The sequence below is a fragment of the Pseudomonas sp. TNT2022 ID642 genome (genome assembly GCF_028656995.1).
Classification (GTDB): Bacteria; Pseudomonadota; Gammaproteobacteria; order Pseudomonadales; family Pseudomonadaceae; genus Aquipseudomonas.
The window spans coordinates 815970-839234 of the sequence record NZ_JAMDGW010000007.1 but is presented as its reverse complement, the minus strand read 5'-3'; the positions used below and the strand labels follow the sequence as shown (position 1 = coordinate 839234).

Sequence of the window (23265 nt, the reverse complement as noted above, 5' to 3'; positions counted from 1 at the left end):
CGTGTTCAGGACAGAATGTGGTCGGCCGGTTTCAGCGCCCGGGTCAAGCGGTGATAGCTGAAACTGAAGCCGGGAAACATCGCGATCACATGACCGCTCTTGCTTTGATACCAACTGTGGCAGCCGCCGGACTTCCAGACCGTGCGCTGCATTTCCCGATGAATCATCTCAGTGTAGGTACGTTCCGCTTCGGGGCGCACTTCGATGCTGCGCAGGCCTTTGGCCTGCACGGTGCGAATGCAGTCGAGGATGTAGTTCATCTGCGACTCGATGATGAACAGCGCCGAGGTGTGGCCGATGCCAGTGTTGGGCCCGGTGACGATAAACAGGTTGGGGAAGTCCGGCAGGCTGGTGCCCAGATACGCGCGCGGGTATTGCGCCCAGACCTCTCTGAGTTGCACGGCGTTTTTTCCGCTGACCGGGTAGGAAATCACCCCGTCGGTGGCGTCGTAACCGGTCGACCAGACGATCAGATCAACATCGATGTGTTGGCCGTCCTCAGTGTTGATGCCGCTTTCGTCGATGGAAGCGATGCCTTGTTCGCGGGTATGCAAGGTGACATTGGGACGGTTCAGCGCCGGGTAATAGGTGCTGGAAACCAGCACCCGTTTGCAGCCAATGGTGAAGTCCGGGGTGAGTTTTTCTCGCAGCACCGGGTCCGGCACCTGGCGTTTGAGAAAACGCAGGGCGTGCTGCTGCACCATGTGAATCGCCGCTTTCGAGTATTTGAACGCGATGACCCGGGTTTCGAATTGCCAGTAAATCAGCCAGCGCAACAGTTTGTAGGCGGGTTTGCGGCCAAGCAGCCAGCGTTGCAACGGCCCGAACTGGCGATCGGCGCGGGGCAGCACCCAATGGGGCGTGCGCTGGAACACGTGCAGTTGCTCGACCTGCGGCGCAATCGCCGGAATCACCTGCACCGCACTGGCGCCGCTGCCGACGATGGCCACACGTTTACCGCGGTAGTCGTAGCTGTGATCCCAATTGTTTGTATGAAACGTCTTGCCTTGAAAGCGCTCCTGGCCGGGAAAGTGCGGAATGACCGGTTGGCTCAATGGCCCGGTGGCATTGATCAGGAACTGCGCATAAAAGGTGCCTTTGCTGGCGGTGTGCACAGCCCAGCGTTTTTCCGTGTCGTCCCATTCGACGCGCTCGACATTGGCCTCCAGCTCCACGCGGTCACGCAAACCGAACTGCTCGATGACATGCTCGGTGTAGCGCTGCAGTTCGGCCTGTCCGGCGAACATCTTCGACCAGCGGTACGGCGCAAACGACAGCGAATACAGCGGCGATGGCACGTCCACCGCCGCGCCGGGGTAGGTGTTCTGGCACCAGGTGCCGCCAAAGAAGTCCCGTCGCTCCAGCAGGCGAAAATCGTCGATTCCAGCCTTGAGCAGGTTGACCGCAGCACATTGACCGCCAAAACCGCTGCCGATGATCAACACTTTATAGGTGTGCATGGGCCTCCTTCTTATAGTTGTTTTTCCATTTTGCTCCTTTCATGTATAGCCAAATATTTGCACTGTGCGCGACCCTGATGTCGCGCTATTCAGCCCGCTGGCCGGTGATGGCTATTTAACGTCGCCCTGTTAGACTTCCAGCACATCCGTCCTGCGGTGTGCGTGGTCGAGGTCCTTATGGGAAATACCGGAGGAAAGGGACTTTCATTGGCCAGGAGGCTTTATACATCGCGCATCCTCGGGTTGATTCTGGGGCTCGTGTGCGTGAGCGTGGCGATGTACTCGCTCGATCCGCCGCTGTGGGTCTGGGCACTGATGTTCTTCAACGGCCTGGTCTGGCCGCATCTGGCGTTTCAATGGGCGCGCCGCGCCCGGGTTCCCTACCACGCTGAACACCGCAATCTGTTGATCGACGCCTTTTTCGGCGGCTTTTGGCTTGCCGCCATGCATTTCAATCCGCTGCCCACGGCGACGACCATTTCGATGATGGCGATGAACAACGTCGCTATCGGTGGTTCACGCTTTCTATTGGCAGGCTCTGCGGCGCAGTTGCTCGGGGTCGGCGTCGGGCTGGTGGTGTTTGCTCCGGCATTCGTTCCGCAGACCACGCCTGCGCAAATGTACGCCTGTTTTCCGTTGCTGCTGCTGTACCCATTGGCGCTGGGCTGGATCTGTTTTCGCCAGGCCTACACCCTCGGTCGGCATAAACGCGAATTGCTTGCCCTGAGCCGCACCGACAGCCTGACCGGGTTGCTCAACCACGGCGCCTGGAAGGATCAACTGGAGATCGCTTTTCAGCGCTGCAAGCGGCAGAAGCAGGGCGCGGCGATTGCGCTGATCGACATCGATCACTTCAAGGCGATCAACGACACCTACGGCCATGTCGCGGGCGACATCGTATTGCGGCAGTTGAGCAAGTTGCTCAAGCAAAACCTGCGGGCGACAGACGTTGCCGGGCGCTATGGCGGTGATGAGTTCTGCGTGATTTTGCCGGATCTGCCATTGTTCAATGCCGCGCAGGCCATGGAGGCGTTGCGCGAGCGCTTCGCGATTCTGGGTTATGAGCAGAACCCGGCGTTGAAGGTCAGTTTGAGCATCGGCCTGGCGGCGTACGATCCGGCGCATGCTGACGCGACACGCTGGCTCAATGATGCCGATCAGGCGTTGTATGAAGCCAAGGCAGGCGGGCGTAATCGGGTGATCTGCAATTGTGATGGCAAGCCCCGGCGGACGTTGCTGGATTCGGTTTGATCCGCATCACCACACATCCCCGGTAGAAGCTGCCGAAGGCTGCGATCTTTTGACTTTGTTTTTTCTAAATCAAAATCAAAAGATCGCAGCCTTCGGCAGCTCCTACACGTGTTCGGTGGTGGTCAGGGAGAGGTCGCATTCGGTGTAGAGCCTCGCGCCGATGTCGGGTACGGTTAAATCCCCCCGACGCGAAACAAGGATCGCTTCATGACGTTCTCATTTTCTCGCTCCCTGCTTGCCGCCAGCCTCGGCCTGTCTCTCGCTTTCTCCGCTGCCCACGCCTTTGCCGAACCGCACAAACAAGTGCTCGCCGATGCCGAGCAGTACCAGCCAGAAGCACTGAAACTGCTGGAGCGGCTGGTCAATATCGACTCCGGTTCCGGCTATGAGCCCGGCCTCAAGCAAGTCAGCGACATCGCCATCGATGAGCTGAAAAAACTCGGCGCCACCATCGAGCTGGTGCCCAATACGCCGGAAAAATCCAACCATGTACTCGCGACGTTCAAAGGCACCGGCAAAGCAAAAATCCTGCTGATGGCGCACATGGACACGGTGTTCAAGGAAGGTTCGGCGGCCGAGCGGCCGTTCCACATCAAGGACGGCCGTGCTTACGGGCCGGGGGTGATGGATGACAAGGGCGGCATCGTCGCCGGGATCTATGCGTTGAAAGTCCTGAAAAACCTCGACTTCAAGGACTACGCGCAAATCACATTCCTGCTCGACGCCAGTGAAGAAACCGGCTCGGACGTCGCCACCGACCTGATCAAAAAAACCGCCAAACAGCACGACGTGACCCTCAATCTGGAGCCGGGCCGCCCGGCCGATGGTCTGGTAATGTGGCGCAAGGGCAGCGCGACGGCGCTGGTCGAGGTCAAGGGCAAAGCCGCGCACGCTGGCGTCGCTCCGGAACTGGGGCGCAATGCCGCGATGGAAGCGGCGCACCAGATTCTTCAGTTGGGCAAACTGGGTGATGAAGCGAAGAAAACCACCATCAACTTCACTGTGCTCAAGGCCGGTGACCGCACCAACGTGATTCCCGATCAAGCCACGGCCAAGGCTGACGTGCGCGCGGCGGTGCCGGAGGAGTTCGACCGGATCGAGAAGGATCTGGCGCGGGTGTCGCAGGACAAGTTGATTGCTGAGACTGATGTGAAGACTTCATTGCAGCGGGGCTTGCCACCGATGCCGCAGACGCCCGAGTCGGATCGCCTGATGGCCATGGCCCAGGGGATTTACGGCGAGATTGGCCGCAAGTTGACGGAGGAGGGCAGTGGCGGTGCGGCGGATGCGAGTTTGTCGGCCGGGGTTGGCACGCCGACGCTGGATGGCTTCGGGATTGTTGGCGGCAATATTCACACGCCGGAGGAGTACGCCGAAGTGGCGAGTGTGGCGCCGCGGATTTATTTGTTGTCGCGGATGATTATGGAGTTGGCGAAGCCGCGGTGAGTGGTTTTGTGGTGTGACTGATGCGGGTGGGGTGTCAGGTGCATTTGCCCTCACCCTAACCCTCTCCCGGAGGGAGAGGGGACTGACCGTGTTGTTTGTGGTCCATGTGGCAACCGGCAGATCAAGTTGAATTCAGATTTGCATTCAACGCGATCTCTCACGTCGGCGTAGATCCAGAGCATCCCCCAATCGGTTCCCTCTCCCTCAGGGAGAGGGCTAGGGTGAGGGGCTTTTGTGGGAAAAGTGGAAGGCGCGGGCGGCGTACAACTTTCCAAGACGTTTCCTACAACGTACCCTGTTGCCGCGTTTCTGTATCGACCCCTATAGTTCGGGTTCGCGGAAAAACACCGCGAACGACCTTGGCCGGTCGATACAGAGACGTACAGTCTGCCCAACATATTCAGTCGATGTTTGTCTGTGATGTTGTGTTATGGCGGCTGTGCGTGGGACACCTTCGGGTGTGCCGGTTCCTGTATCCGGTCGGCCAACCCGCGTACGGCTGCCACCTTCCTCGTTTGGCCGCGACTGGTGGTAGCTCTCTCAATACAGGAGTTATACCAATGTGTGACCAAGTAATGCCCCGCTTCCTCCCCATCGACACCTACGACGCCGAATCCCCCGTGCTCTTCCTCAATACCCACTCAGAACTCAGCGACATGGCCGCCTGTGCGATGCACCGGTTTGTGGTTGTGCGCGATCTGGCCGACACCTTTGCCAGCCTCAACCTCAAAGGCATTTCCGATTGTGATCTGACGCGGGTGACCAGTGCGGTGCATCTGTTGATGCGCGAGGGCTGTGCGATTCTGAATGTGATTCAGGCGCGGGCGGTGCAGCGGGAGGAGGCTTACAAGACGCCGGTTTAGCGGTGTAGCGGCAGGCCTCATCGCTGGCAAGCCAGCTCCCACAGGGTTTGGTGCTGAACCATCAATTGATGTCGAACCGCATAACCTGTGGGAGCCTGGCTTGCCAGCGATGGCGTCAGCCCGGCCAACCCATCACTCCTTGACGCTCATGTATTCCTTGGCCCAGAGAATGTATTCCTCCGGCTGGGTATAGGTGTGCGTCAACTCGGTCGCGCTCAGGTCGGACGCCTGAGTGAAGATCTGCCGCTGTTCGCGCAGGCTGTCATACGTCGCTTTGATCGCCGCAAAGTAAGCACCATGGCCATCAATGGTCACGCGCACACCGAGTTCGGCCAGACGTTTGTCGTCGCGCAGCGCCGGGTTGCCGTAGGTCACCAGCATCAGCGGTACGGTCAGGTGTTCGGCGATTTGCTCGAGCTGATCGAAATCCTGAATCCCGACCATGCAGATGCCGTCAGCCCCGGCCGCCTGGTACTGGCGAGTGCGGCTGATGATTTCCTGATTTGGCAGGATGCCGGCGTTGGTACGGGCGATGATCGCCATTTCCGTATCAACCCGGGCTTCCAATGCCGCGCGGATCTTGCCGACGCCTTCGGCAACGGTGATCAAGTCGGTGGATTTGCGGCCGAATTGTGCCGGCAGCAAGGTGTCTTCGATGGTCAGGGCGGCGACGCCGGCGCGTTCCAGTTCAACGATGGTGCGCATCACGTTGAGGGCGTTGCCGTAGCCGTGGTCGGCGTCGGCGATCACTGGCAATTGGGCGACGCGGCCGATGCGGGTGGCCTGTTCGGCGAACTCGCTGAGGGTGATCAGGGCAAAGTCGGGGGCACCGAGCACCTGCAACGAGGCCACGGAACCGCCGAGGATCCCCACTTCAAAACCCAGGTCAGCGGCAATGCGCGCGGACATCGGATCGAACACCGACGCCGTGTGGTAGCAGGTGTCGGAAGCCAGCAGTTGACGGAAGTTACGGCGCAAATCTTGATGGGAAAGCCTGGTCATACGAGTTCCACCAATACAAAGGAATGGAAAGGCTTGAACAAAGGTGTCAACGCCGAAGAATGAAAAGGCTATCACGCGAATGGGTCAATGATCATGACGAATTTGCAAGGGACAGGTTGTCGCGGACCCTTTTGCTGAAAGGATTTACCTTTTTGCGGTGGTGACCGTCAGGCCGCCACCGCCTGTTGCTGTTGATTGGGCAGCATCGCCGCACGCACCGAATTGCCCGGTTGCAGTTGCAGGCGCTTGGCGGTGAGGCGGTCGATCACCAGGCTGCTGCCGACCCGGCGGGCGCGGGCCACGGTGATGCGGCAGTTTTCCAGACGACGGTTGTGAATCAGCCACAGCGGCGCCTGTTCGTCGGGGCTGCCGAGGCTCAGGGTCAGCTCAACGCTTTCGCGTACGGTGCGGATATTGCGCACCGGCGCTTCGATCACCGGGCCGCCGTCGAAGATGTCGATGTAGCCTTTGTGGGTAAACCCTTCGGCCTGAAGGATTTTCAGCGCCGGCTCGGTATTCGGGTGTGCCTGGCCGATCGCCGCCTGTGCTTGTTCGGTGAGCATGCAGGTGTACAGCGGCTGGCGCGGCATCAGTTCGGCGATGAACGATTTGTTGCCAAGTCCTGACAAGTGATCGGCATGGCTGAAGTCCATTTGAAAGAAATGCCGGCCCAGACTGTCCCAGAACGGCGAGCAACCGTGTTCATCGGCACTGCCGCGCAGCTCGGCAATCATCTTCTCGCCGAACAGATGCGGGAACTCGGCAACGAACAGCAACCGCCCCAGCGACAGCAGGCGGCCATTGCTGCCGTGGCGCTGATCATGGCCAAGAAACAGCGAGCACAGCTCCGATTGGCCGGTGAGTTCGTTGTTGAGAAACAGTGTCGGTATCTGCCGTTGAATGCCCAGATCCGGCGCCGAACTCACGGTCAACCCGACCCGATAGTTGTACCAGGGCTCGCGCAGGCCGACCGCCCCGGCCAGTGCGCTGACGCCGACCACGCGCATGTCGTCGTCTTCGAGCACAAACAGATAGTCCGCGTCGGCCCGTTCCACCTGTTCGGCGAACGCCCGTTGCGCCCAGCGGACCCGGTGGGACAGGCGATCTTCGTTGGCCGGCAGGGTGGTGAACCCCGGGCCGGCCTGTTGCACCAGCGCCATCAAGGCTGGCAGGTCGCTGACTTTGACCGGGCGGACAATCATGCTGGAACTCCTTCTGCGCGCCTGTTCGGGCACTGTCGTTGGCTGCGCAACCGCGCGGGTTTCACAGGGCAATCAGCCGGATCGGGCTGCCATCGGTCACGTTCAGCGCCGCACACATGGCAGGGGTGAGGGACAGCGGTTGATCGGGTTGGAAATCGAGTTCGGCCATGATCGCGCGAAAGCCGTGCAGCGCGTCATTGCTCAGCAGGTAACGGCCACGGGCATCGATCTGTGGCCGTTGCTGCACCGTTGCGGTCTGGCTGCGAGCAATCGAACGGATATTCGAGGTACGCGCATACAGGGTCGGGCCGGCGTCGAACAGGTCGATGTAGCTGTTGGTTTCGAAGCCTTCACGCTCAAGGATGTCGAACGCTTCCTGACCGTCCGGGTGGATACGACCGATACAGTCTTGCGCCGCTTGCGGCAGCATCGGCACGTAAATCGGGTATTGCGGCATCAGTTCGGCGAGAAAGGTGCGGCTCTGCAGCCCGCACAGGCGTTCGGCTTCAACGTAGGGCAGGTCGAAGAAGTGTTTGCCCAGTGCATCCCAGAACGGCGAATGACCTTCCTCATCGCTGTAGCCGACGATTTCGGTAATCACCGCCTCGGCAAAGCGCGGCGCGTGGGCGGCGATGAACAACAGGCGCGCCCGTGACAGCAATTCGGAGAACGGCGTGCGCACCAGCGCGGCGTCGATATGAAAGCCGCGCAGCAGCGTGTGATCGTTGAGATCGTGGCACAGCGACAGCGCCGGCACGCCGTGTTCAATGTTCAGCTCGCGGGACGCACTGGTGAAATGGCGATTACGCAGGCTGTAGAACGGCTCGTCGAAACCCGCTGTGGCGAGAATTTCCGAGCAGCCAACCAGACGCTGTTCGTCGAGGTCTTCCAGCACGAAGAAGTAGTTCTCCGGACCGTTAGCCTCTGCCGCGCTGGCGAACGAAGCGCAGGAACCGGCGATTTTCTCGCGAAGGCGCTCGCTGTCGTCCGGCAGGGAGGTCACGCCCACCAGACTGTCGCGGGCCAATTGTTGGAGCTGGGGCAGATCAGTCTGTTCGACTGGGCGTAAGACCAGCATGGATGTACTCCTGTATCAAAAGGTTCGGCAAAGTCGCCGAACCTGACTATCACTGTCGGTTTCCACGCGATAAATCGGCGGTCGCCTGATTTGTTGTCAGACGCCGCTCTTTTTCTTGTCAGCCGTTGCTCGGGTCAGGCAGCGCGGTACTGGCGCCGAGCTTGTTGAGGAAGAACAGGTACACCAGACCCAGAGCAATCCAGATCAGCCCGAGTTTCTGCGCATCGACGCCCATGTTGTACATGATGGCCGCGACGATGATGAAGCCGATCACCGGGCAGATCAGGTGACGCACGACCTGACCGGACTTTTGCCGACGCCAGTAGTAGTTGACCACTGTCAGGTGCAGCAGCATGAAGCCGCTGAGCGCGCCGAAGTTGACCAGCGAGGTCAGGGTGTCGACCGAGTTGATGAACAGGTAGCAGATCACCAGCGACAGCACCGCCACCAGATAAATGCTCAGGTACGGCGTGTTGTGTTTTGGGTGCACCTTGGCCAGCACTTTCGGCAGTTTGCCGTCGCGGGCCATGCCGAACAGCAGACGCGAGACGGCGGCTTGCGAGGTGATGGCCACGGCCACGCCCCAGGCCAATGCCGTGGCGACAGCGGTCAGGGTCGCCAGCCAGCTGCCGGCGGCGATTTCGGCGATTTCATAGAACGCGGTGTCGGCGGATTTGAAGCCCATGCCTGCCGCCAGATCGGTGGCGATCCAGGTTTGCGCGACGAAAATCACGCCCATCACTACCAGCGTGATCAGCGCCGCTTTGCCGACGCTCTTGCCCGGATCGCCCTTGATTTCTTCAGCGAGGGTGGAGATCGCATCGAAGCCGAGGAACGACAGCACCGCAATCGACACCGCTTGCATCAGCAGGGCGAAGTTGAAGGTTTCCGCGTGATACAGCGGCGCCAGGGTCAGCTCGCCGTTACCGCCACCGTTGTGCAGGGCATTCCAGGCGTAGAACAGGAAGATGCCGAGTACCACCAGTTGCGCCAGCAGGAAGATGATGTTCATCCGTGCGGTGAAGGTGATGCCGCGCAGGTTGACGAAGGTCGCGCTGACCAGAAACGCCAGAATGAAGCCGACTTTCGGAATGTCCGGGTACAAATGGTTGAGCGCCATCGCCGCGTAGACATAGAGCAGCGGCGGGATCAGCAGGTAATCGAGCAGCATCAGCCAACCGGCGATGAAACCGACATGCTGATTGAGGCCGCGTTGTGCGTAGGAATACACCGAACCTGCGATCGGAAAAGCCTTGGCCATGCTGCCGTAACTCAGCGCGGTGAACAGCATCGCCACCATGCCGATGATGTACGCCAGCGGCACCATCCCCGGGGCCTCGGCGTTGACGTAGCCATACACACCGAACGGGGCGATGGGGATCATGAAGATCATCCCGTACACCACCAGGTCGGTCAGCGTCAGGCTACGTTTCAACTCTTGCTTGTAGCCGAATTCTTCAATTTCCATGAAGCGCAACTCCTTGTCAGCCAGTCGGTCGTTTTAGTTGTTATCGGTCCATCGTTTACAGCGTCAGCAGTCTTTCATTCATTACAGCAATGGCGCGAGGTATCCGGCCCAGCGCGATACGGCTTCGGGGCTGCGCAGCAAGTCATTGCGCACCTCGACCAGCACCGCGTCGAGGCCACGGGCATCGCCGTGCACCGGCACGGTCATGTCGCCCAGCGGATCGATCTTGTACGGCTGATTACCGGCCACTTTCAGCGGATGTTCGCCGAGGCCATCGAGCAAACGTTGCGCGTAAGCCTTGGCCTGACCGAACAGCACGCCGACTTCCAGCGGTCGCGGCTGGCCGTAATACACCGGAGTGAAACTGTGAATCCCCACCACACGAACTGTTTGGCCCTGAGCAACACGCTCGTCGATCAATGTTTGCAAGCGCGCGTGAAACGGTTTGAACAAGGTCTGGCGGCGGTATTCGCGGGTGGCTTCGTCCAGTTCGCGGTTGCCCGGCACTTGGTAAATCTCGCTTTGCGCCGGAATGCTGTCCGGGGCGTGGCGTGGCCGGTTCAGATCGATCAGCAGCCGCGAATAATTGGCACTCAACAGGGTTGCGCCGAGCCTCTCCGATAGCTGTTCAGCCAGTTGCAGCGCACCAATGTCCCAGGCGATGTGTTCAGCGGCGGCGGCAGCGTCCAGGCCCAGATTGTTCAGGGCTTCGGGGATGTAGCGGCTGGCGTGTTCGCACACCAGAATCACCGGGTGCGTCGAGTCGGCGCGGCTCAGGTTGTAGGCCGGTCGGGTGTACAACCCCAACTCGGTGGATTCAGTACAGGCGTGCATAGTGCTCACACAAGTCAGCGGGCGAGAGCTGTTCCGTCAGCGCCAGTTCCTCGGTTTTAAGGGCGTAGTAGGTGTCGAGCAGCGGCTTGGGCAGCCATGCAGTGAAGGCGCCACTGTTGCGCAGGCAATCCAGCGCCTGGGCCAGCGAGGCGGGCAGGGCAACGATGCCCCGCGCCTGGCGTTGCTCGTCGTTGAGTGAATCGGGAATTTCGTCGGTGATCGCGTTCAGTGCCAAGCGTTGTTCAATGCCCAGACGCCCGGCGATCAGCAGCGCCGCCATGGCCAGATGCGGCGAGGCGGTGGCGTCCATGGCGCGGAATTCGAGGTTGAACTGCTGGGCCACGGATTTGCCACCGAGGGTCACGGTCGGGCAGATGCGCAGCGCCGCCTCGCGGTTCTGTTGACCCAGACAGGCGTAGGAGGCGCTCCAGTGATGCGGCTGCAAGCGCTCGTACGACACCGGCGTCGGTGCGGTAAACGCACACAGAGCCGGCAAGTAATGCAGGATCCCCGCTGCCCAATGCTGGCCGAGACTCGACAGACCGTTGCTGGTGCCGGCGTCGTAAAGCATCGGCTGACCGCCCAGATCGAGCAGGCTGACGTGCAGATGGACGCCGTTGCACACTGCGTCGGCGGCGGTCTTAGGCGCGAAGCTCAGGTCGAGGCCCATTTGCCGGGCGATCTCGCGGGTGATCTCGCGCACGTTGACGGCACGATCGGCCGCCGCCACGCCGAGCGTCGGGCGGCAGGTGATTTCGTATTGGTGTTTGCCATATTCCGGCAGAAACATTTCCGGCTCGACACCGCCGGCGCGCAGAGCACTGAGCAGCCAGCCGCCGAACTCGGCGCCCTGACGCTGGGCTTCGAGGGAAAATGCCAGATGCTCGGCAAAACCGGCGTGCAGGTTGAATTCGTGTTCGAACGCGGCGTTGACCTGCAAGCCCAGTTCATCGCGATAACGTTCGATTTCATCACGCAGCAGCGTGCGCGGACAGGCGCCCCACGGCCGGCCATCAGTTTCGCGGATATCGCCGTGGATGAAATCCAGCGCCGGCGCGTTTGCGTCCGGGCCGTTGCCGACGGTGACGCGGCTGCCCAGATCGGGAATCAGCCGCAGATCGCCATACGCGCCCCACGGATTGGTCGAGGCAATGATGTCCTGCGGCGTCAATGCGCTGTTGGCCGGCACCCAGCCGCAACCGGCGGCCTGATAATGCTCCAGCTCATCGGTGGGAAACGAGCGGCCACGGGTGATGCCGATCAAGTCAGTGGTGACCAGCGTGGTCATCGGCAGTGGTGTCAGACGGGCGCTCATGGCCGCATCTCCTGCAAGCGGGCGAGCACGGTGTCGGTGTCGGTGATCCAGCAGTAACCCTTGATCGCATTCAGGCAGGCGTGATGGCGTTCGGCGCTGTAGGTGGCGCAGGCATCTTCGACCAGCGTGACCAGATAGCCGCGATCGGCGGCGTCGCGCACGGCCATGTCCACGCATTGGTCAGTGACGATGCCGGCGATGATCAGGTGACGGGTTTGCAGGTTGCGCAGCACGTAGTCGATGTTGGTCGAGTTGAAGACGCCCGATGACGTCTTCGGCAGGACGATCTCGTTTTCCACCGGGCTCAGGTCTTCAATGATCCTGGCCTGCACGCTGCCCTTGGGCAGGTGCATGTCCGAGAGCTTGTGATCGAGCGAGCGGTCACGGCCATCCGCGGTAAGGCTTTCGATAATGGTGTGCAGCACGTTCTGCCGCGCTTCGCGAAAAGCGCTGAGCAAGCGACGTTGATTGGGTACTACCTGCATGTGCGCGCGGGTCAGGAAATACTCGGCGTCAGGCCCATTGAGGTGCGCGTCGAACTGCGGTTCGAGCCAGGCACGCTGCATGTCCACCAGCAACAGCGCGGTGTGATCGGTGACAAACGGCAAGTCCCGCGGCGAGCGGTGGGGAAGGCTGAACATCCTTATTTATCCTCCAGCAGGTGGGTGTTGAAGTCATTGCGCAGGGCATCGATGCCTTCCAGGCGATCGGCGAGGTTTTCGGTGCGCAGGGTCAGGCAGGCGATCAGTGCTTCGACCTGAGCCAGCGCCGGGACCATGGTGTCGAACGGCGAGGCCGATTCCACCGGGGCGCTGATGATCAGGTCGGCCAGTTCGCGCAGCGGCGAGGCATAGATGTCGGTGAACAACACCACACGGGCGTTGTTGTTCTTCGCCGCACTGGCGACCCGCAGGGCCTGAGTCTGGTAGCGGCGGTAATCGAACAGCAGCACGACGTCCTGGCGTTGCAGATCGAACAGGCGATCGGGCAGTTGCGCGTTGTCTTCCAAAGCGAAGCAACCGGGGCGCAGCAGACGCAGGTGATTGAGCAGGTAAGTGGCCATCAGGCTGCTAAAGCGCCCGCCGAAGCAGTACACCTGATGCCGCGCGTCGAGCAGCCAGTCGGTGAGAATGCGCACGTCTTCGGGTTGGGTCAGTGATTGGGTTTCGACCAGCAGGCGATGGCTGTCGCCCAGATAGTGGCTCCAGGCGTCGTCCTTGTGCTGATGGGCGCGCGGTTGCAACAGCGTGCGCGGCGAGCGCAAGCGGTGGTCCATGTCGCTGAGCAGGGCATCCTGGAATTCGGCATAACCGCCGAAGCCGAGTTTTTTCACCAGCCGCACAATGGTCGGATCGCTGACGCCGGCATGTTCGGCCAGACGCGCCATCGGCCCCAGACCGTTGCGTGGGTACTGATCAAGCAAGGCGCGAACGACTTTGCGCTCCGACGGCGTAAGATCCAGGCCGGGATCGGTGATCAGGTCTCTGAGAGGGGGCATCCGGGCTCCTGCTGGATGAGGGTGTTGAATTCGCTTCATAATCCGTTAAAACAGTATTTATGTAACTGACGTTACATGTCTAGTGAATTTTTCAGCGTGTTGAAACGGCGCCAAAATGGGGCGCGGTGCCCGTGTAACAAGGGCTACACGGATTTCGACCGGCCTTGTAGTCCATTGCCCACAACGCTGTCAGATATTGCCGTTTTCCTGCCGTCGTCGGTTTTTACCGGTGGCTATCCAGCAGCCCTGCGACCCTCGGTTTGCGGCACAATTGCCCAAAGAGCGGCTTTGTGCCGTTGATTTTTATCAGGGCCTATCGGAGCGATGCCTGTGCAAACCACTCGTTTGACATTGATTTGCCATGCTCGAACCGTCGCACAGAAATTGGCGTGTTTTCCTACGAATGAACCCGTTGAAAATATCGACCTGGCGTCAGGTGCACTGGTCGAGCGTTTCGACGCCGCGCGACGCTTGATTTGCGCGCCGGAATTGCGCACGCGGCAGACGGCGGCGTGGTTTGGCGCGGATGCGCAGATCGACGAGGCGCTGCGCGATTGTGACTGGGGACACTGGCACGGGAGGTCGATCAAATCCCTGCAAAACTCTGAAGGCGCGGCGCTGCACGCCTGGCTCGAAGATCCCCATGCGACACCTCACGGCGGTGAGTCGGTGACGCAGTTGTGCGAGCGCGTGGCGATTTGGCTGAGCAGTCTGCAAGCCATGCCGGGACAGGTGGTGGCGGTGACGCACCCGTTTGTCATCCGCGCTGCGCTGAGCCACGCGATGAGCGGTGCGGCGTTTCATGACATTGATGTCGAACCGCTGTCGATGGTCGAACTACGCTTCACCGGGCGCTGGCGTCTGCGCCTGCCAAGCCTGGACGTTAAAGGAGCACTTTGATGAAACAACTGCTGGTGATCGGCATCGGTGCCGGTAACCCCGACTACATCACGATGCAGGCCGTGAAGGCGCTGAATCGGGTCGACGTGTTTTTTTTGCTGGACAAAGGCCAGAGCAAGGACAAGCTGATCGACCTGCGCCGTGAGATTTGTGAACGCTACATCAGCGACCCTGACTATCGCTTCGTCGAAGCCCACAGCCCGGAGCGCGAACGCGGCGATGTCGACTACACGGCCAGTGTCGATGACCTGAACCGTGCCAAGCAGCAGACCTTCGAACGCCTGATCAATGACGAATTGTCTGATGGTCAGTGCGGCGGTTTCCTCGTCTGGGGCGACCCGGCGTTGTACGACAGCACCGTGCGCATCCTTCAGGCGATTCTTGCTTCGGGCACGTGTGCCTTCGAGTTTGACGTGATCCCCGGGATTACCAGTGTTCAGGCGTTGGCGGCGCAGCACAAGGTGCCGCTGAACACGATCGGCCATTCCATTGAAATCACCACCGGGCGGCGTTTGGCAGCGGGGCAGGTGAGTGATACGGACAGTCTGGTGGTGATGCTTGATGCTGAAGATTCGTATCACCGGGTCGCCGATCAGCAGACCGAGATTTACTGGGGGGCTTACCTGGGCACACCGGACGAGATTTTGATCAGTGGCAGACTTGCCGATGTCGCCGATGAGATCGAGCGGGTGCGCAAGGCGGCGCGAGCGGAGCATGGGTGGATCATGGATACGTACTTGCTGCGCAAATCCTAGATTTTCGCTGGCCGGGCGGGCCTCTTCGCGAGCAGGTCGAATCGTCGCACCGCCGCTCCCACATTTTGAAATGCATTCCCTGTGGGAGTGAGCCTGCTCGCGAAGGCGGCGGAACATTCAACGCATATTTCGAACAGGCAAAAAAACACCCGGTGCAACGCAAGTCGCACCGGGTTTTTGTTGCCAGCAAGCGGCGGATGTCGTGGATCCGCCATTCACTGTTGAACTCTGGTTATGCGCGTTCCAGGGCCAGCGCTACACCCTGGCCGCCGCCGATGCACAGGGTCGCCAGACCCTTCTTCGCATCACGCTTGATCATTTCATGCAGCAAGGTCACCAGCACACGGCAACCCGATGCACCGATCGGGTGACCCAAGGCGATGGCACCGCCGTTGACGTTGACCTTGTCCAGATCCCACTGCAGATCCTTGGCCACCGCCAGCGATTGCGCGGCAAACGCTTCGTTGGCTTCGATCAGGTCGAGCTGGTCGATGTTCCAGCCCGCCTTGTCGAGGCAGCGGCGGGTTGCCGACACCGGTCCAATGCCCATGATTGCCGGATCAACGCCGGCGTTGGCGTAGGCGGCGATTTTCGCCAGAACCGGCAGGCCGAGGGCTTTGGCTTTCTCGGCGCTCATCAGGATGACCGCAGCGGCGCCGTCATTCAGCGACGAAGCATTACCGGCGGTGACGCTGCCGTCCTTTTTGAACGCCGGACGCAGTTTTGCCAGGGATTCGGCGGTGGTGTCGCCACGCGGTTGTTCGTCAACCTTGAACGCCACTGGATCGCCTTTGCGCTGTGGAATCAGGATCGGGGTGATTTCATCGACAAAACGGCCGGCCTCAATCGCTGCGGCGGCTTTCTGCTGCGAGGCTGCGGCGAAGGCGTCCTGCTGCTCGCGGCTGATTTCGTACTTGTCGACCAGATTCTCGGCGGTGATGCCCATGTGGTAATCGTTGAACGCATCCCACAGACCGTCACTGATCATGGTGTCGACGATTTGCGCGTGGCCCATGCGCAGACCAGTGCGTGCGCCCGGCATGACGTAGTTGGACAGGCTCATGTTTTCCTGGCCGCCGGCGATGATCACATCAGCGTCTCCGCAACGGATCGCCTGCGCGCCGAGGTGCAGGGCCTTGAGACCCGAACCGCAGACCTTGTTCAGGGTCAGCGCCGGTACCGCGTGCGGCAGGCCAGCCTTGATCGCGGCCTGGCGTGCCGGGTTCTGGCCGGCGCCGGCGGTCAACACCTGGCCCATGATCACTTCATCGACCTGCGCACCGTCCAGACCGGTTTGTTCGAGCAACTGACGGATCACCGCCGCGCCCAGATCCACCGCGGACACGCTGGCCAGCGAACCCTGGAAACTGCCGATCGCGGTACGCGTGGCGGCAACAATTACGACGTCTTGCATTTTCGAATTCCTCACTCGGCAGCGAACTGCATTTCCGGTACGTGATCCGGGACGATCAGTTTACCAGCGGTTTTGGCGACGATTTCCTCGACGCTGACGCCAGGTGCGCGTTCCTTGAGGACAAAAGCGCCATTTTCGATTTCCAGGTAGGCGAGGTCGGTCAGCACGCGTTTGATGCAACCGGCGCCGGTCAGCGGCAGGCTGCATTTGGCGAGCAGCTTGGACTCACCGTCCTTCGATGCGTGGGTCATGATTACGATGATGTTGTCGGCGCCGGCCACCAGATCCATCGCGCCGCCCATGCCCTTGACCAGTTTGCCGGGGATCATCCACGAAGCGATGTTGCCTTCGACGTCCACTTCGAACGCGCCGAGTACGGTCAGGTCGACGTGGCCACCACGGATCATCGCGAAGGATTCGGCCGAGTTGAAAATCGACGCGCCGATGCGCGCGGTCACGGTCTGTTTGCCGGCGTTGATCATGTCGGCATCGATGGTGTCTTCGGTCGGGAACGGACCCATGCCGAGCAGGCCGTTTTCCGATTGCAGCATGACTTCCATGCCTTCGGGAATGTAGTTGGCGACCAGGGTCGGAATGCCGATGCCGAGGTTCACATAAAAGCCGTCCTGCATTTCGCGGGCGACACGCTGAGCCATTTGTTCGCGGGTAAGTGCCATGTTTTTATTCTCCGTCAGCCTGAATTATTTGCGGATGGTGCGCTGTTCGATGCGTTTTTCGAACGTGCCGCAAATGACCCGATCGACGTAGATGCCCGGGGTGTGGATCTGCGATGGATCGAGTTCGCCGGGTTCGACGATTTCTTCGACTTCAACCACGGTGATCTTGCCGGCGGTGGCGGCCAGCGGGTTGAAGTTCTGCGCGGTGTGACGGTAGACGACGTTGCCGAAGTGGTCGGCTTTCCAGCCTTTGACGATGGCGAAGTCGCCGGTGATGGATTCTTCCATCAGGTACTTGCGACCCTTGAATTCGCGCACTTCCTTGCCTTCGGCGACCGGGGTGCCGACGCCGGTGGCGGTGAAGAAGGCCGGAATGCCGGCGCCGCCTGCGCGCATCTTCTCGGCGAGGGTGCCTTGCGGGGTCAGGATGACTTCGATGTCGCCCTTGAGCAGTTGCTCTTCGAACAGCTTGTTCTCGCCGACATAAGAGGCAATGACTTTGCTGATCTGACGGTCGGTGAGCAGCACGCCGAGGCCAAAACCGTCGACGCCGCAGTTGTTGGAGACGACGGTGAGGTCGCGGGTGCCTTTGCGCTTGATCTCGGCGATCAGGTTTTCCGGAATGCCGCACAGACCGAAGCCGCCGGCGATGACGGTCATGCCGTCCTCAAGCCCGGCCAGGGCTTCTTCGTAGGAACTCACGCGCTTGTCGAAACCTGCCATATGCACCTCTTTTATTATTTGCGGGCGGCTGGCTAGCCGAATGGTTGGAGTGTCTCGCTGGAAGATATATTTGTTAAGTTGATTTTTAAGGTCGATTGATTGATAAAGCTCAACAAATGCATCTGCCCCCTGTAGGAGCTGCCGAAGGCTGCGATCTTTTGATCTGATAAAACCAAGATCAAAAGATCGCAGCCTCCGGCAGCTCCTACCTGACCGAGTTTCATGTTCAGAGGTTTGAGTATGACCATCAAACAGATCCGCGCCTTCCTCGCCGTGGCCCAGAGCCTCAGCTTCGCCGTGGCCTGCGAGCGCCTGCACCTGTCGCAATCGGCGTTGAGCCTGACCATCAAAGCGCTGGAGGAAGGCCTCGGCGGGCGCCTGTTCAGCCGCAACACCCGCAACGTGGCGCTGACTGCCGAAGGTGAATCCTTGCTGCCACTGGCCCGACGTCTGATCGCCGACTGGGACAACGCCGAAGACGAGATGCGCCAACGCTTCAGCTTGCAGCGCGGGCGAGTGACGCTGGCGGCGATGCCGTCGTTTGCCGGTAATCTGCTGCCGCCGATCCTCAAGACCTTTCGCGCGCGCTATCCGAACGTCAACGTCACGGTCAACGACGTGATCAACGAGCAAGTGCTGGAGATGGTTCGTGATCGTCAGGTGGAACTGGGGGTGGCGTTCGAGCCGATGCAAAACACTTCGATGACGTTTACGCCGTTGTACATGGATCGCTTCGTCGCAGTGGTGCCGAAGGATTCGCCGCTGGCGCAGCGCAGCGAGATCGATTGGCAGACGTTATTGCAGGAGCCGTTCATCACCTTGCAACGACCCTCAACGGTGCGGGTGATGCTCGAAGAGCACCTGCAGGCGCGCGGCATGAAGTTGCCGGTGGAGTTTGAAAGTCATCAATTGGCCACGGTTGGGCGCATGGTCGCCAGCGGTCTGGGCGTCAGCGCCGTCCCGGCGTTGTGCGCCGAGCAGATGCAGGAGCTGGGCGCCCACTGTCTGACGCTGGATGATTCGGTGGAGCGGGCCATCGGCGTGCTGACCGAGCCGGGCAATGAACTGTCGGCAGCGGCGCAGGCGTTGTTCGATATTCTCAAGGCTGAAGATCTTGGGCGACTGTGAGATCTACCCCCTCACCCCAACCCTCTCCCCCAGGGGGGCGAGGGGGCAGGGAGCTGATCAGGGGCATTTCAGAAAATGGGTTCGACTTGAAATTTTCAGGTCGATGTTTCGCTTCACAACAACTCGGTCAGTCCCCTCTCCCTTGGGAGAGGCCTGGTGCTAGCGGGAAGGGAGCTGGTCGGGGGTTATTCAGCTTGTGAGCTCGACTCAGCATTTTCAGGTCGCAGTATTCAGCCCAGACAACTCGGTCAGTTCCCTCTCCCTTGGGAGAGGGCTAGGGTGAGGGGCTGGGGTCCTGAGTCGAGCACAAAGTGCAGCAACTCACCGATCCAGCACTTCCACCAACAACGGCAAAAGCTGTTCACACGACGCTTCAATTTTCAAATCCAGCAAATCATCCGCGCGGGTCTTGCCCAGATTGATCGCAATCAACGGCTTGCCACGATCGGCAATCACCCGGCACAACCGAAACGCCGAATACGCCATCAACGAAGACCCCACCACCAACATCCCCGAAGCATTTTCTGCCGCCATCATCGCCCGAGCCGCCGTGTGCTGCGCGACGTTCTCGCCGAAAAACACCACGTCCGGTTTCATCCGCTCGCCAGCGCAATGCGGACACTGCGGCACTTGAAAACGCGCCTCGAACGCCGGATCAAGCAGGGTGTCGCCATCCGGCGCCTGTACCGCATCGACCCCGGCCAGATACGGATTTTGCCGTTCCATCAATTGCTGAATCGAATCACGCTCACTGCGCTGGCCACAGTCCAGGCAGAGGACCCGATGCAGGCTGCCGTGCAGTTCGATGACATCGTGGCTGCCGGCCTGATCGTGCAGGGTGTCGACGTTCTGGGTGATCAAGTCGTGGATCAATCCACGGTGCTGCAAATCGGCCAATGCTTGGTGGGCCGCATTCGGCCGCGCCTGACGCACCCTCGGCCAACCCAGCATCGCACGTGCCCAATAGCGGCGGCGCGACTCGGGGGCGGCGAGGAATTCCTGGTACATCATCGGCTGCCGGCCACGGCGTACACCGTCGCTGTCGCGGTAATCCGGAATGCCCGACGGCGTGCTGATGCCGGCTCCGGTCAGGACGAGGAAGTCGCCATCGGCCATCACCTCTTGCAAGGTGTCGAGGTGTTCGCGGGTCGGGCTGTCGAGCATGGTCAGCGCTCCGAAATGGGCAGTGCCAGCAGGTTAGCACGCGACCCGCGCGGGTTACTTGCGTGCCTCCAGAATCAGGTTGAACGGTGTTTGCGTGGCCCGACGGAAGTGCTTGAACCCGGCCTCGGAAAACACTTTGCGCAAACGCATTTCCCCTGCTTGCGCGCCCAGGCCGAGGCCGACTTCCTGCGACAGCGAGTTCGGTGTGCAGATAAACGTCGAGGCCGCATAGAACAGCCGCCCGACCGGGTTGATGTTGTCGTCCAGGGTATCGTTGGCGAACGGCTCGACCAGCAACACCGTGCCGTCGTCCTTCAACGAGTCATAAGCGTGACGCGCGGCGCCGACCGGGTCGCCCATGTCATGCAGGCAGTCGAAATAGCAGATCAGGTCATAGTCATCGCCGGGGTAGCTCTTCGCCGAACCCTGGAAAAACTTCGCCCGGCTGCTGACCCCACCTTCCTCGGCGCGTTGGGTGGCGACAGTGATCGACGGTGCGTGATAGTCATAGCCGACGAAACGCGAGTTGGGAAAGGCCTGGGCCATGATCACTGTTGAGGCGCCATGGCCGCAGCCGATGTCGGCGACTTTGGCGCCTTCTTCAAGCTTGGCCACCACACCGTCCAGCGCTGGTAGCCATTCGGCGATCAGGTGGCCTTTATAACCCGGCCGGAAGAACCGCTCGGTGCCGGTGAACATGCACGGATGGTGATCGCCCCAGGGCAGGGCGCCGTTGCCGCGCATGGCTTTGACCAGTTTGTCCTTGTCATGGAAAAACGACGCCACCACCCCGAGGCCGCCGGCGACGTAGACCGCAGAGTCCTCGACGGCCAGGGCCAGCGCCTGTTCTTCCGGCAAGCGGAACTGCCCGTCGTGGTGCTCCATGTAGCCGGAGGCCGCATGGGCGCTAAGCCATTCGCGCACCAGACGCGGATTGCAGGTGGTTTTGGCGGCGAGGGCATCGGCACTGATCGGCTGGCTGTCGGCCATGGCCCGGTACAGGCCGAGTTCTTCGCCGACGATGACATTGGCCAGCATCGCCGCGCCGCCCATGTCGTTGACCAGTTTGCCCATGAATTGGTTGAGCTTCGCCTCGTCCATCATGTGTGCTCCTGAAACAGGATCACGGTCCGGCGGCGTCGAAGGTCGAGGCGTGCGCCACCGGGCGGTGGTCACGGAGTTGGGCAGGGCACGGCTGACGTCCTGCGTCCCCCTCGACTGGGTAATGAATGAGTCTAGCCCCGGTCCGGGGCTGGCGCTGTCTTTGTGAACACTGAAAACCTCGGTGGGAGCGAGCCTGCTCGCGAAGAGGCCAGCCCAGTCGTCATCGTTGTCGACTGTCCGGCAGCCTTCGCGAGCATCCCACAGGTTTTTCGGTGTGTATCACTGTGTATCGCGGTGGTTGGAGGATACACAGCGCTGCAAATGCCCGGTCATGTGTACACAGCCGTGATACAGCCAGCGGTTCAACTCGGCAAAACCCACTGCTGAGGTACATCCCATGCACATTCCTCCGTTATTAGCGCAACCCAGCGTCGGCCTCGGTCTGCGCCGTGGCCTGCTCAAAGACCTACAAGCTGCCCGCAGCGGCGATTTCGACTTTCTCGAAGTCGCTCCGGAAAACTGGATCGGCGTCGGCGGTGCCCATGGTGCGGCGTTGCGTGAACTGGCCGAACGCTATCCGTTGTCCTGCCACGGGTTGTCGCTGTCACTTGGCGGGTCGGCGCCGCTGGATGTCGGTTTCTTGCAGGAAGTGCGGATATTTCTCGACCATTACAACGTGCCGCTGTACAGCGAACACCTGAGTTACTGCAGTGATGACGGGCATCTTTATGATCTGCTGCCGTTGCCGTTCACCGAAGAAGCAGTGCACCACGTTGCCGCGCGGATCCGTCAGGCTCAGGACATGCTCGGCCGGCGTCTGGCCGTGGAAAACGTCTCTTACTATGCCGCCCCGCGTCAGGACATGGATGAGGTGACCTTCACCAATGCGGTGCTGCGCGAAGCCGATTGCGATCTGCTGCTGGACGTCAACAATGTCTACGTCAACGCGATCAACCACGGATTCGATGCGCAAACCTTTCTCGCCGGTATCGAGCCGGGCCGGGTGGTCGGCATGCACGTGGCCGGGCATTTCGATGAGTCCGACACGCTGAAAATCGACACCCATGGCGCCTCGGTAAAACCGCAGGTCTGGTCGCTGCTGGCTGTGGCCTATGCCCGATTTGGCGCACAGCCAACGCTGCTCGAACGGGATTTCAATTTCCCGACATTTTCTGAACTGGTCGCTGAGTTGCAAACCATTCGCCACTTGCAGGCGGGGGGAGACCATCGTGGATAACCTGATACTGCAACAACAAGCGCTGACCCGGTATTTGCGCGATCCCGACCATCAATTGCCGCCGGCCGACATGAACGCGGCGCGGGTCAACGTCTATCGTGATCTGGTGTTCAACAACGTATCGCAATTGCTAAGCGGCACGTTCCCGGTATTGATCCGGATCATCGGTGAGCAACGCTGGGGTTTGCTGGTACGCGGCTTTTTGCGGGACTGGCGAGCGCAGACACCAAAGTTCGGCGAGATTGCCGAAACCTTTCTCGACTATCTGGCCACGCAACCGCAGGTATTGCACGAAGGCAAGTGGCCGGCGTTTTTGCTGGAGCTGGCGCATTACGAGTGGGTCGAGATGGCCCTGCAACAGTCCGATGCTCAGGCGCTGCCGTCGACCGATCCGGCGCTGTTGCTGGAACGCCCGCTGCTGATCTCGGCGCTGGCCTGGCCGTTGGCGTATGTGTGGCCGGTGCATGAACTTGATCCGAACCATCAGCCCGTCACGCCACCGGCTCAACCGACGCTGTTGCTGGTGCGGCGTGCGGCGGACTGGAGTGTGAAGTTTTCCGAACTGAGTCCGCTGGCCTGGCGCTTGATGCAGCGCATTGAAGAGTTTCCTGACCTTGATGGTCGTCAGCAGTTGCAAGGTTTGGCAGGGGAAGCGGGTGTGCCCGCGAGCGTGGCATTCATGGACAGCGGATCAGTGTTGTTGCGGCAATTGCATGAAGATGCGGTGCTCGGCAGCGTCGTCTGAG

General features: G+C 60.6%; 22 protein-coding genes. 8 read left to right on the top strand and 14 right to left on the bottom strand.

Features of this window, described 5'->3' with window-relative positions; translation table 11 throughout:
- Positions 1-5: 5 nt before the first annotated feature.
- Complete coding sequence (locus M5G26_RS09675) at positions 6-1460, bottom strand: flavin-containing monooxygenase (protein ID WP_273915152.1); 1455 nt, start codon at positions 1458-1460, stop codon at positions 6-8.
- A 177-nt stretch (positions 1461-1637) separates the two neighbouring features.
- On the opposite strand from M5G26_RS09675, the gene M5G26_RS09670 reads away from it, so the two are divergent.
- The 3 genes from M5G26_RS09670 (at position 1638) to M5G26_RS09660 (ending at position 5020) form a co-directional block, all read left to right on the top strand.
- The gene (locus M5G26_RS09670) at positions 1638-2711 is read left to right on the top strand and encodes a diguanylate cyclase (protein ID WP_123593960.1); all 1074 of its coding nucleotides are present in this window, start codon (positions 1638-1640) and stop codon (positions 2709-2711) included.
- A 207-nt stretch (positions 2712-2918) separates the two neighbouring features.
- Complete coding sequence (locus tag M5G26_RS09665; protein WP_273915151.1) at positions 2919-4157, top strand: M20/M25/M40 family metallo-hydrolase; 1239 nt, start codon at positions 2919-2921, stop codon at positions 4155-4157.
- Between the two features lie 560 nt (positions 4158-4717).
- Positions 4718-5020: a hypothetical protein gene (locus M5G26_RS09660; protein ID WP_038369113.1), complete on the top strand. Its 303-nt coding sequence runs from the start codon at positions 4718-4720 to the stop codon at positions 5018-5020.
- A 132-nt stretch (positions 5021-5152) separates the two neighbouring features.
- Here M5G26_RS09660 and M5G26_RS09655 read toward each other — a convergent pair whose 3' ends face one another.
- The 8 genes from M5G26_RS09655 to M5G26_RS09620 form a co-directional block, all read right to left on the bottom strand.
- Positions 5153-6022 (bottom strand): isocitrate lyase/PEP mutase family protein, encoded by an 870-nt coding sequence (locus M5G26_RS09655; protein WP_007919546.1) that lies wholly within the window; start codon positions 6020-6022, stop codon positions 5153-5155.
- 167 nt (positions 6023-6189) lie between these two features.
- Positions 6190-7224, bottom strand: a complete 1035-nt coding sequence (gene astA / locus M5G26_RS09650; RefSeq protein WP_016983246.1) for an arginine N-succinyltransferase — start codon at positions 7222-7224, stop codon at positions 6190-6192.
- A gap of 61 nt (positions 7225-7285) precedes the next feature.
- Positions 7286-8302 carry an arginine N-succinyltransferase gene (locus M5G26_RS09645; protein WP_273915150.1) on the bottom strand — a complete coding sequence of 339 codons (1017 nt, stop codon included), beginning with the start codon at positions 8300-8302 and terminating at the stop codon, positions 7286-7288.
- 118 nt (positions 8303-8420) lie between these two features.
- Positions 8421-9770, bottom strand: a complete 1350-nt coding sequence (locus tag M5G26_RS09640; RefSeq protein ID WP_273915149.1) for an APC family permease — start codon at positions 9768-9770, stop codon at positions 8421-8423.
- An 81-nt stretch (positions 9771-9851) separates the two neighbouring features.
- Entirely contained in the window at positions 9852-10604 is a 753-nt protein-coding gene (locus tag M5G26_RS09635) for an N-formylglutamate amidohydrolase (protein WP_273915148.1), read from the bottom strand.
- Positions 10588-11919: a glutamine synthetase gene (locus M5G26_RS09630; RefSeq protein WP_134174056.1), complete on the bottom strand. Its 1332-nt coding sequence runs from the start codon at positions 11917-11919 to the stop codon at positions 10588-10590. The genes M5G26_RS09635 and M5G26_RS09630 overlap by 17 nt, the downstream gene beginning before the upstream one ends.
- Positions 11916-12560 carry an isochorismatase family cysteine hydrolase gene (locus M5G26_RS09625; RefSeq protein ID WP_102902766.1) on the bottom strand — a complete coding sequence of 215 codons (645 nt, stop codon included), beginning with the start codon at positions 12558-12560 and terminating at the stop codon, positions 11916-11918. The genes M5G26_RS09630 and M5G26_RS09625 overlap by 4 nt, the downstream gene beginning before the upstream one ends.
- A 2-nt stretch (positions 12561-12562) precedes the next feature.
- Positions 12563-13417: a MurR/RpiR family transcriptional regulator gene (locus tag M5G26_RS09620; protein WP_034152527.1), complete on the bottom strand. Its 855-nt coding sequence runs from the start codon at positions 13415-13417 to the stop codon at positions 12563-12565.
- A gap of 330 nt (positions 13418-13747) precedes the next feature.
- Here M5G26_RS09620 and M5G26_RS09615 point away from each other — a divergent pair, with 330 nt between their 5' ends.
- Both M5G26_RS09615 and cobF read left to right on the top strand, forming a co-directional pair.
- Positions 13748-14317 (top strand): histidine phosphatase family protein, encoded by a 570-nt coding sequence (locus M5G26_RS09615; RefSeq protein ID WP_273915146.1) that lies wholly within the window; start codon positions 13748-13750, stop codon positions 14315-14317.
- Complete coding sequence (cobF, locus tag M5G26_RS09610; protein WP_273915145.1) at positions 14317-15072, top strand: precorrin-6A synthase (deacetylating); 756 nt, start codon at positions 14317-14319, stop codon at positions 15070-15072. Before M5G26_RS09615 ends, cobF begins: the two co-directional genes overlap by 1 nt.
- A 232-nt stretch (positions 15073-15304) precedes the next feature.
- Here the strand turns inward: cobF and M5G26_RS09605 are convergent, their stop codons facing one another.
- The 3 genes from M5G26_RS09605 to M5G26_RS09595 are packed head-to-tail and all read right to left on the bottom strand — an operon-like array spanning position 15305 to position 17886.
- A complete protein-coding gene (locus M5G26_RS09605; protein ID WP_134174050.1) occupies positions 15305-16486 on the bottom strand; it encodes an acetyl-CoA C-acetyltransferase in 1182 nt (393 codons plus the stop codon).
- 11 nt (positions 16487-16497) lie between these two features.
- Positions 16498-17163, bottom strand: coding sequence for a CoA transferase subunit B (locus M5G26_RS09600; protein ID WP_134174048.1), 666 nt, complete (start codon positions 17161-17163; stop codon positions 16498-16500).
- A gap of 24 nt (positions 17164-17187) precedes the next feature.
- A complete protein-coding gene (locus M5G26_RS09595; protein WP_007919568.1) occupies positions 17188-17886 on the bottom strand; it encodes a CoA transferase subunit A in 699 nt (232 codons plus the stop codon).
- Between the two features lie 240 nt (positions 17887-18126).
- Between M5G26_RS09595 and M5G26_RS09590 the strand changes: the two genes are divergently transcribed.
- The gene (locus tag M5G26_RS09590) at positions 18127-19014 is read left to right on the top strand and encodes a LysR family transcriptional regulator (protein ID WP_273915144.1); all 888 of its coding nucleotides are present in this window, start codon (positions 18127-18129) and stop codon (positions 19012-19014) included.
- A gap of 321 nt (positions 19015-19335) precedes the next feature.
- Here M5G26_RS09590 and M5G26_RS09585 read toward each other — a convergent pair whose 3' ends face one another.
- Together M5G26_RS09585 and M5G26_RS09580 are read right to left on the bottom strand one after the other, a co-directional pair.
- Positions 19336-20178 carry an NAD-dependent protein deacetylase gene (locus tag M5G26_RS09585; RefSeq protein WP_273915143.1) on the bottom strand — a complete coding sequence of 281 codons (843 nt, stop codon included), beginning with the start codon at positions 20176-20178 and terminating at the stop codon, positions 19336-19338.
- 54 nt (positions 20179-20232) lie between these two features.
- Entirely contained in the window at positions 20233-21279 is a 1047-nt protein-coding gene (locus M5G26_RS09580) for a class I SAM-dependent methyltransferase (RefSeq protein ID WP_273915174.1), read from the bottom strand.
- Between the two features lie 400 nt (positions 21280-21679).
- Between M5G26_RS09580 and M5G26_RS09575 the strand changes: the two genes are divergently transcribed.
- Together M5G26_RS09575 and M5G26_RS09570 are read left to right on the top strand one after the other, a co-directional pair.
- Complete coding sequence (locus tag M5G26_RS09575; protein WP_273915142.1) at positions 21680-22519, top strand: HvfB family MNIO-type RiPP peptide maturase; 840 nt, start codon at positions 21680-21682, stop codon at positions 22517-22519.
- Positions 22512-23264 (top strand): HvfC family RiPP maturation protein, encoded by a 753-nt coding sequence (locus tag M5G26_RS09570; protein ID WP_273915141.1) that lies wholly within the window; start codon positions 22512-22514, stop codon positions 23262-23264. The genes M5G26_RS09575 and M5G26_RS09570 overlap by 8 nt, the downstream gene beginning before the upstream one ends.
- Position 23265: the final 1 nt, after the last annotated feature.

Coding starts and splice junctions, on each gene's coding strand:
- M5G26_RS09620 (WP_034152527.1), bottom strand. CDS start 13,417: ATGCCCCCTCTCAGAGACCTGATCACCGATCCCGGCCTGGATCTTACG.
- M5G26_RS09675 (WP_273915152.1), bottom strand. CDS start 1,460: ATGCACACCTATAAAGTGTTGATCATCGGCAGCGGTTTTGGCGGTCAA.
- M5G26_RS09660 (WP_038369113.1), top strand. CDS start 4,718: ATGTGTGACCAAGTAATGCCCCGCTTCCTCCCCATCGACACCTACGAC.
- M5G26_RS09670 (WP_123593960.1), top strand. CDS start 1,638: ATGGGAAATACCGGAGGAAAGGGACTTTCATTGGCCAGGAGGCTTTAT.
- M5G26_RS09585 (WP_273915143.1), bottom strand. CDS start 20,178: ATGCTCGACAGCCCGACCCGCGAACACCTCGACACCTTGCAAGAGGTG.
- M5G26_RS09625 (WP_102902766.1), bottom strand. CDS start 12,560: ATGTTCAGCCTTCCCCACCGCTCGCCGCGGGACTTGCCGTTTGTCACC.
- M5G26_RS09645 (WP_273915150.1), bottom strand. CDS start 8,302: ATGCTGGTCTTACGCCCAGTCGAACAGACTGATCTGCCCCAGCTCCAA.
- astA (WP_016983246.1), bottom strand. CDS start 7,224: ATGATTGTCCGCCCGGTCAAAGTCAGCGACCTGCCAGCCTTGATGGCG.
- M5G26_RS09575 (WP_273915142.1), top strand. CDS start 21,680: ATGCACATTCCTCCGTTATTAGCGCAACCCAGCGTCGGCCTCGGTCTG.
- M5G26_RS09580 (WP_273915174.1), bottom strand. CDS start 21,279: ATGGACGAGGCGAAGCTCAACCAATTCATGGGCAAACTGGTCAACGAC.
- M5G26_RS09595 (WP_007919568.1), bottom strand. CDS start 17,886: ATGGCAGGTTTCGACAAGCGCGTGAGTTCCTACGAAGAAGCCCTGGCC.
- M5G26_RS09590 (WP_273915144.1), top strand. CDS start 18,127: ATGACCATCAAACAGATCCGCGCCTTCCTCGCCGTGGCCCAGAGCCTC.
- M5G26_RS09665 (WP_273915151.1), top strand. CDS start 2,919: ATGACGTTCTCATTTTCTCGCTCCCTGCTTGCCGCCAGCCTCGGCCTG.
- M5G26_RS09635 (WP_273915148.1), bottom strand. CDS start 10,604: ATGCACGCCTGTACTGAATCCACCGAGTTGGGGTTGTACACCCGACCG.
- M5G26_RS09605 (WP_134174050.1), bottom strand. CDS start 16,486: ATGCAAGACGTCGTAATTGTTGCCGCCACGCGTACCGCGATCGGCAGT.
- M5G26_RS09600 (WP_134174048.1), bottom strand. CDS start 17,163: ATGGCACTTACCCGCGAACAAATGGCTCAGCGTGTCGCCCGCGAAATG.
- M5G26_RS09640 (WP_273915149.1), bottom strand. CDS start 9,770: ATGGAAATTGAAGAATTCGGCTACAAGCAAGAGTTGAAACGTAGCCTG.
- cobF (WP_273915145.1), top strand. CDS start 14,317: ATGAAACAACTGCTGGTGATCGGCATCGGTGCCGGTAACCCCGACTAC.
- M5G26_RS09655 (WP_007919546.1), bottom strand. CDS start 6,022: ATGACCAGGCTTTCCCATCAAGATTTGCGCCGTAACTTCCGTCAACTG.
- M5G26_RS09630 (WP_134174056.1), bottom strand. CDS start 11,919: ATGAGCGCCCGTCTGACACCACTGCCGATGACCACGCTGGTCACCACT.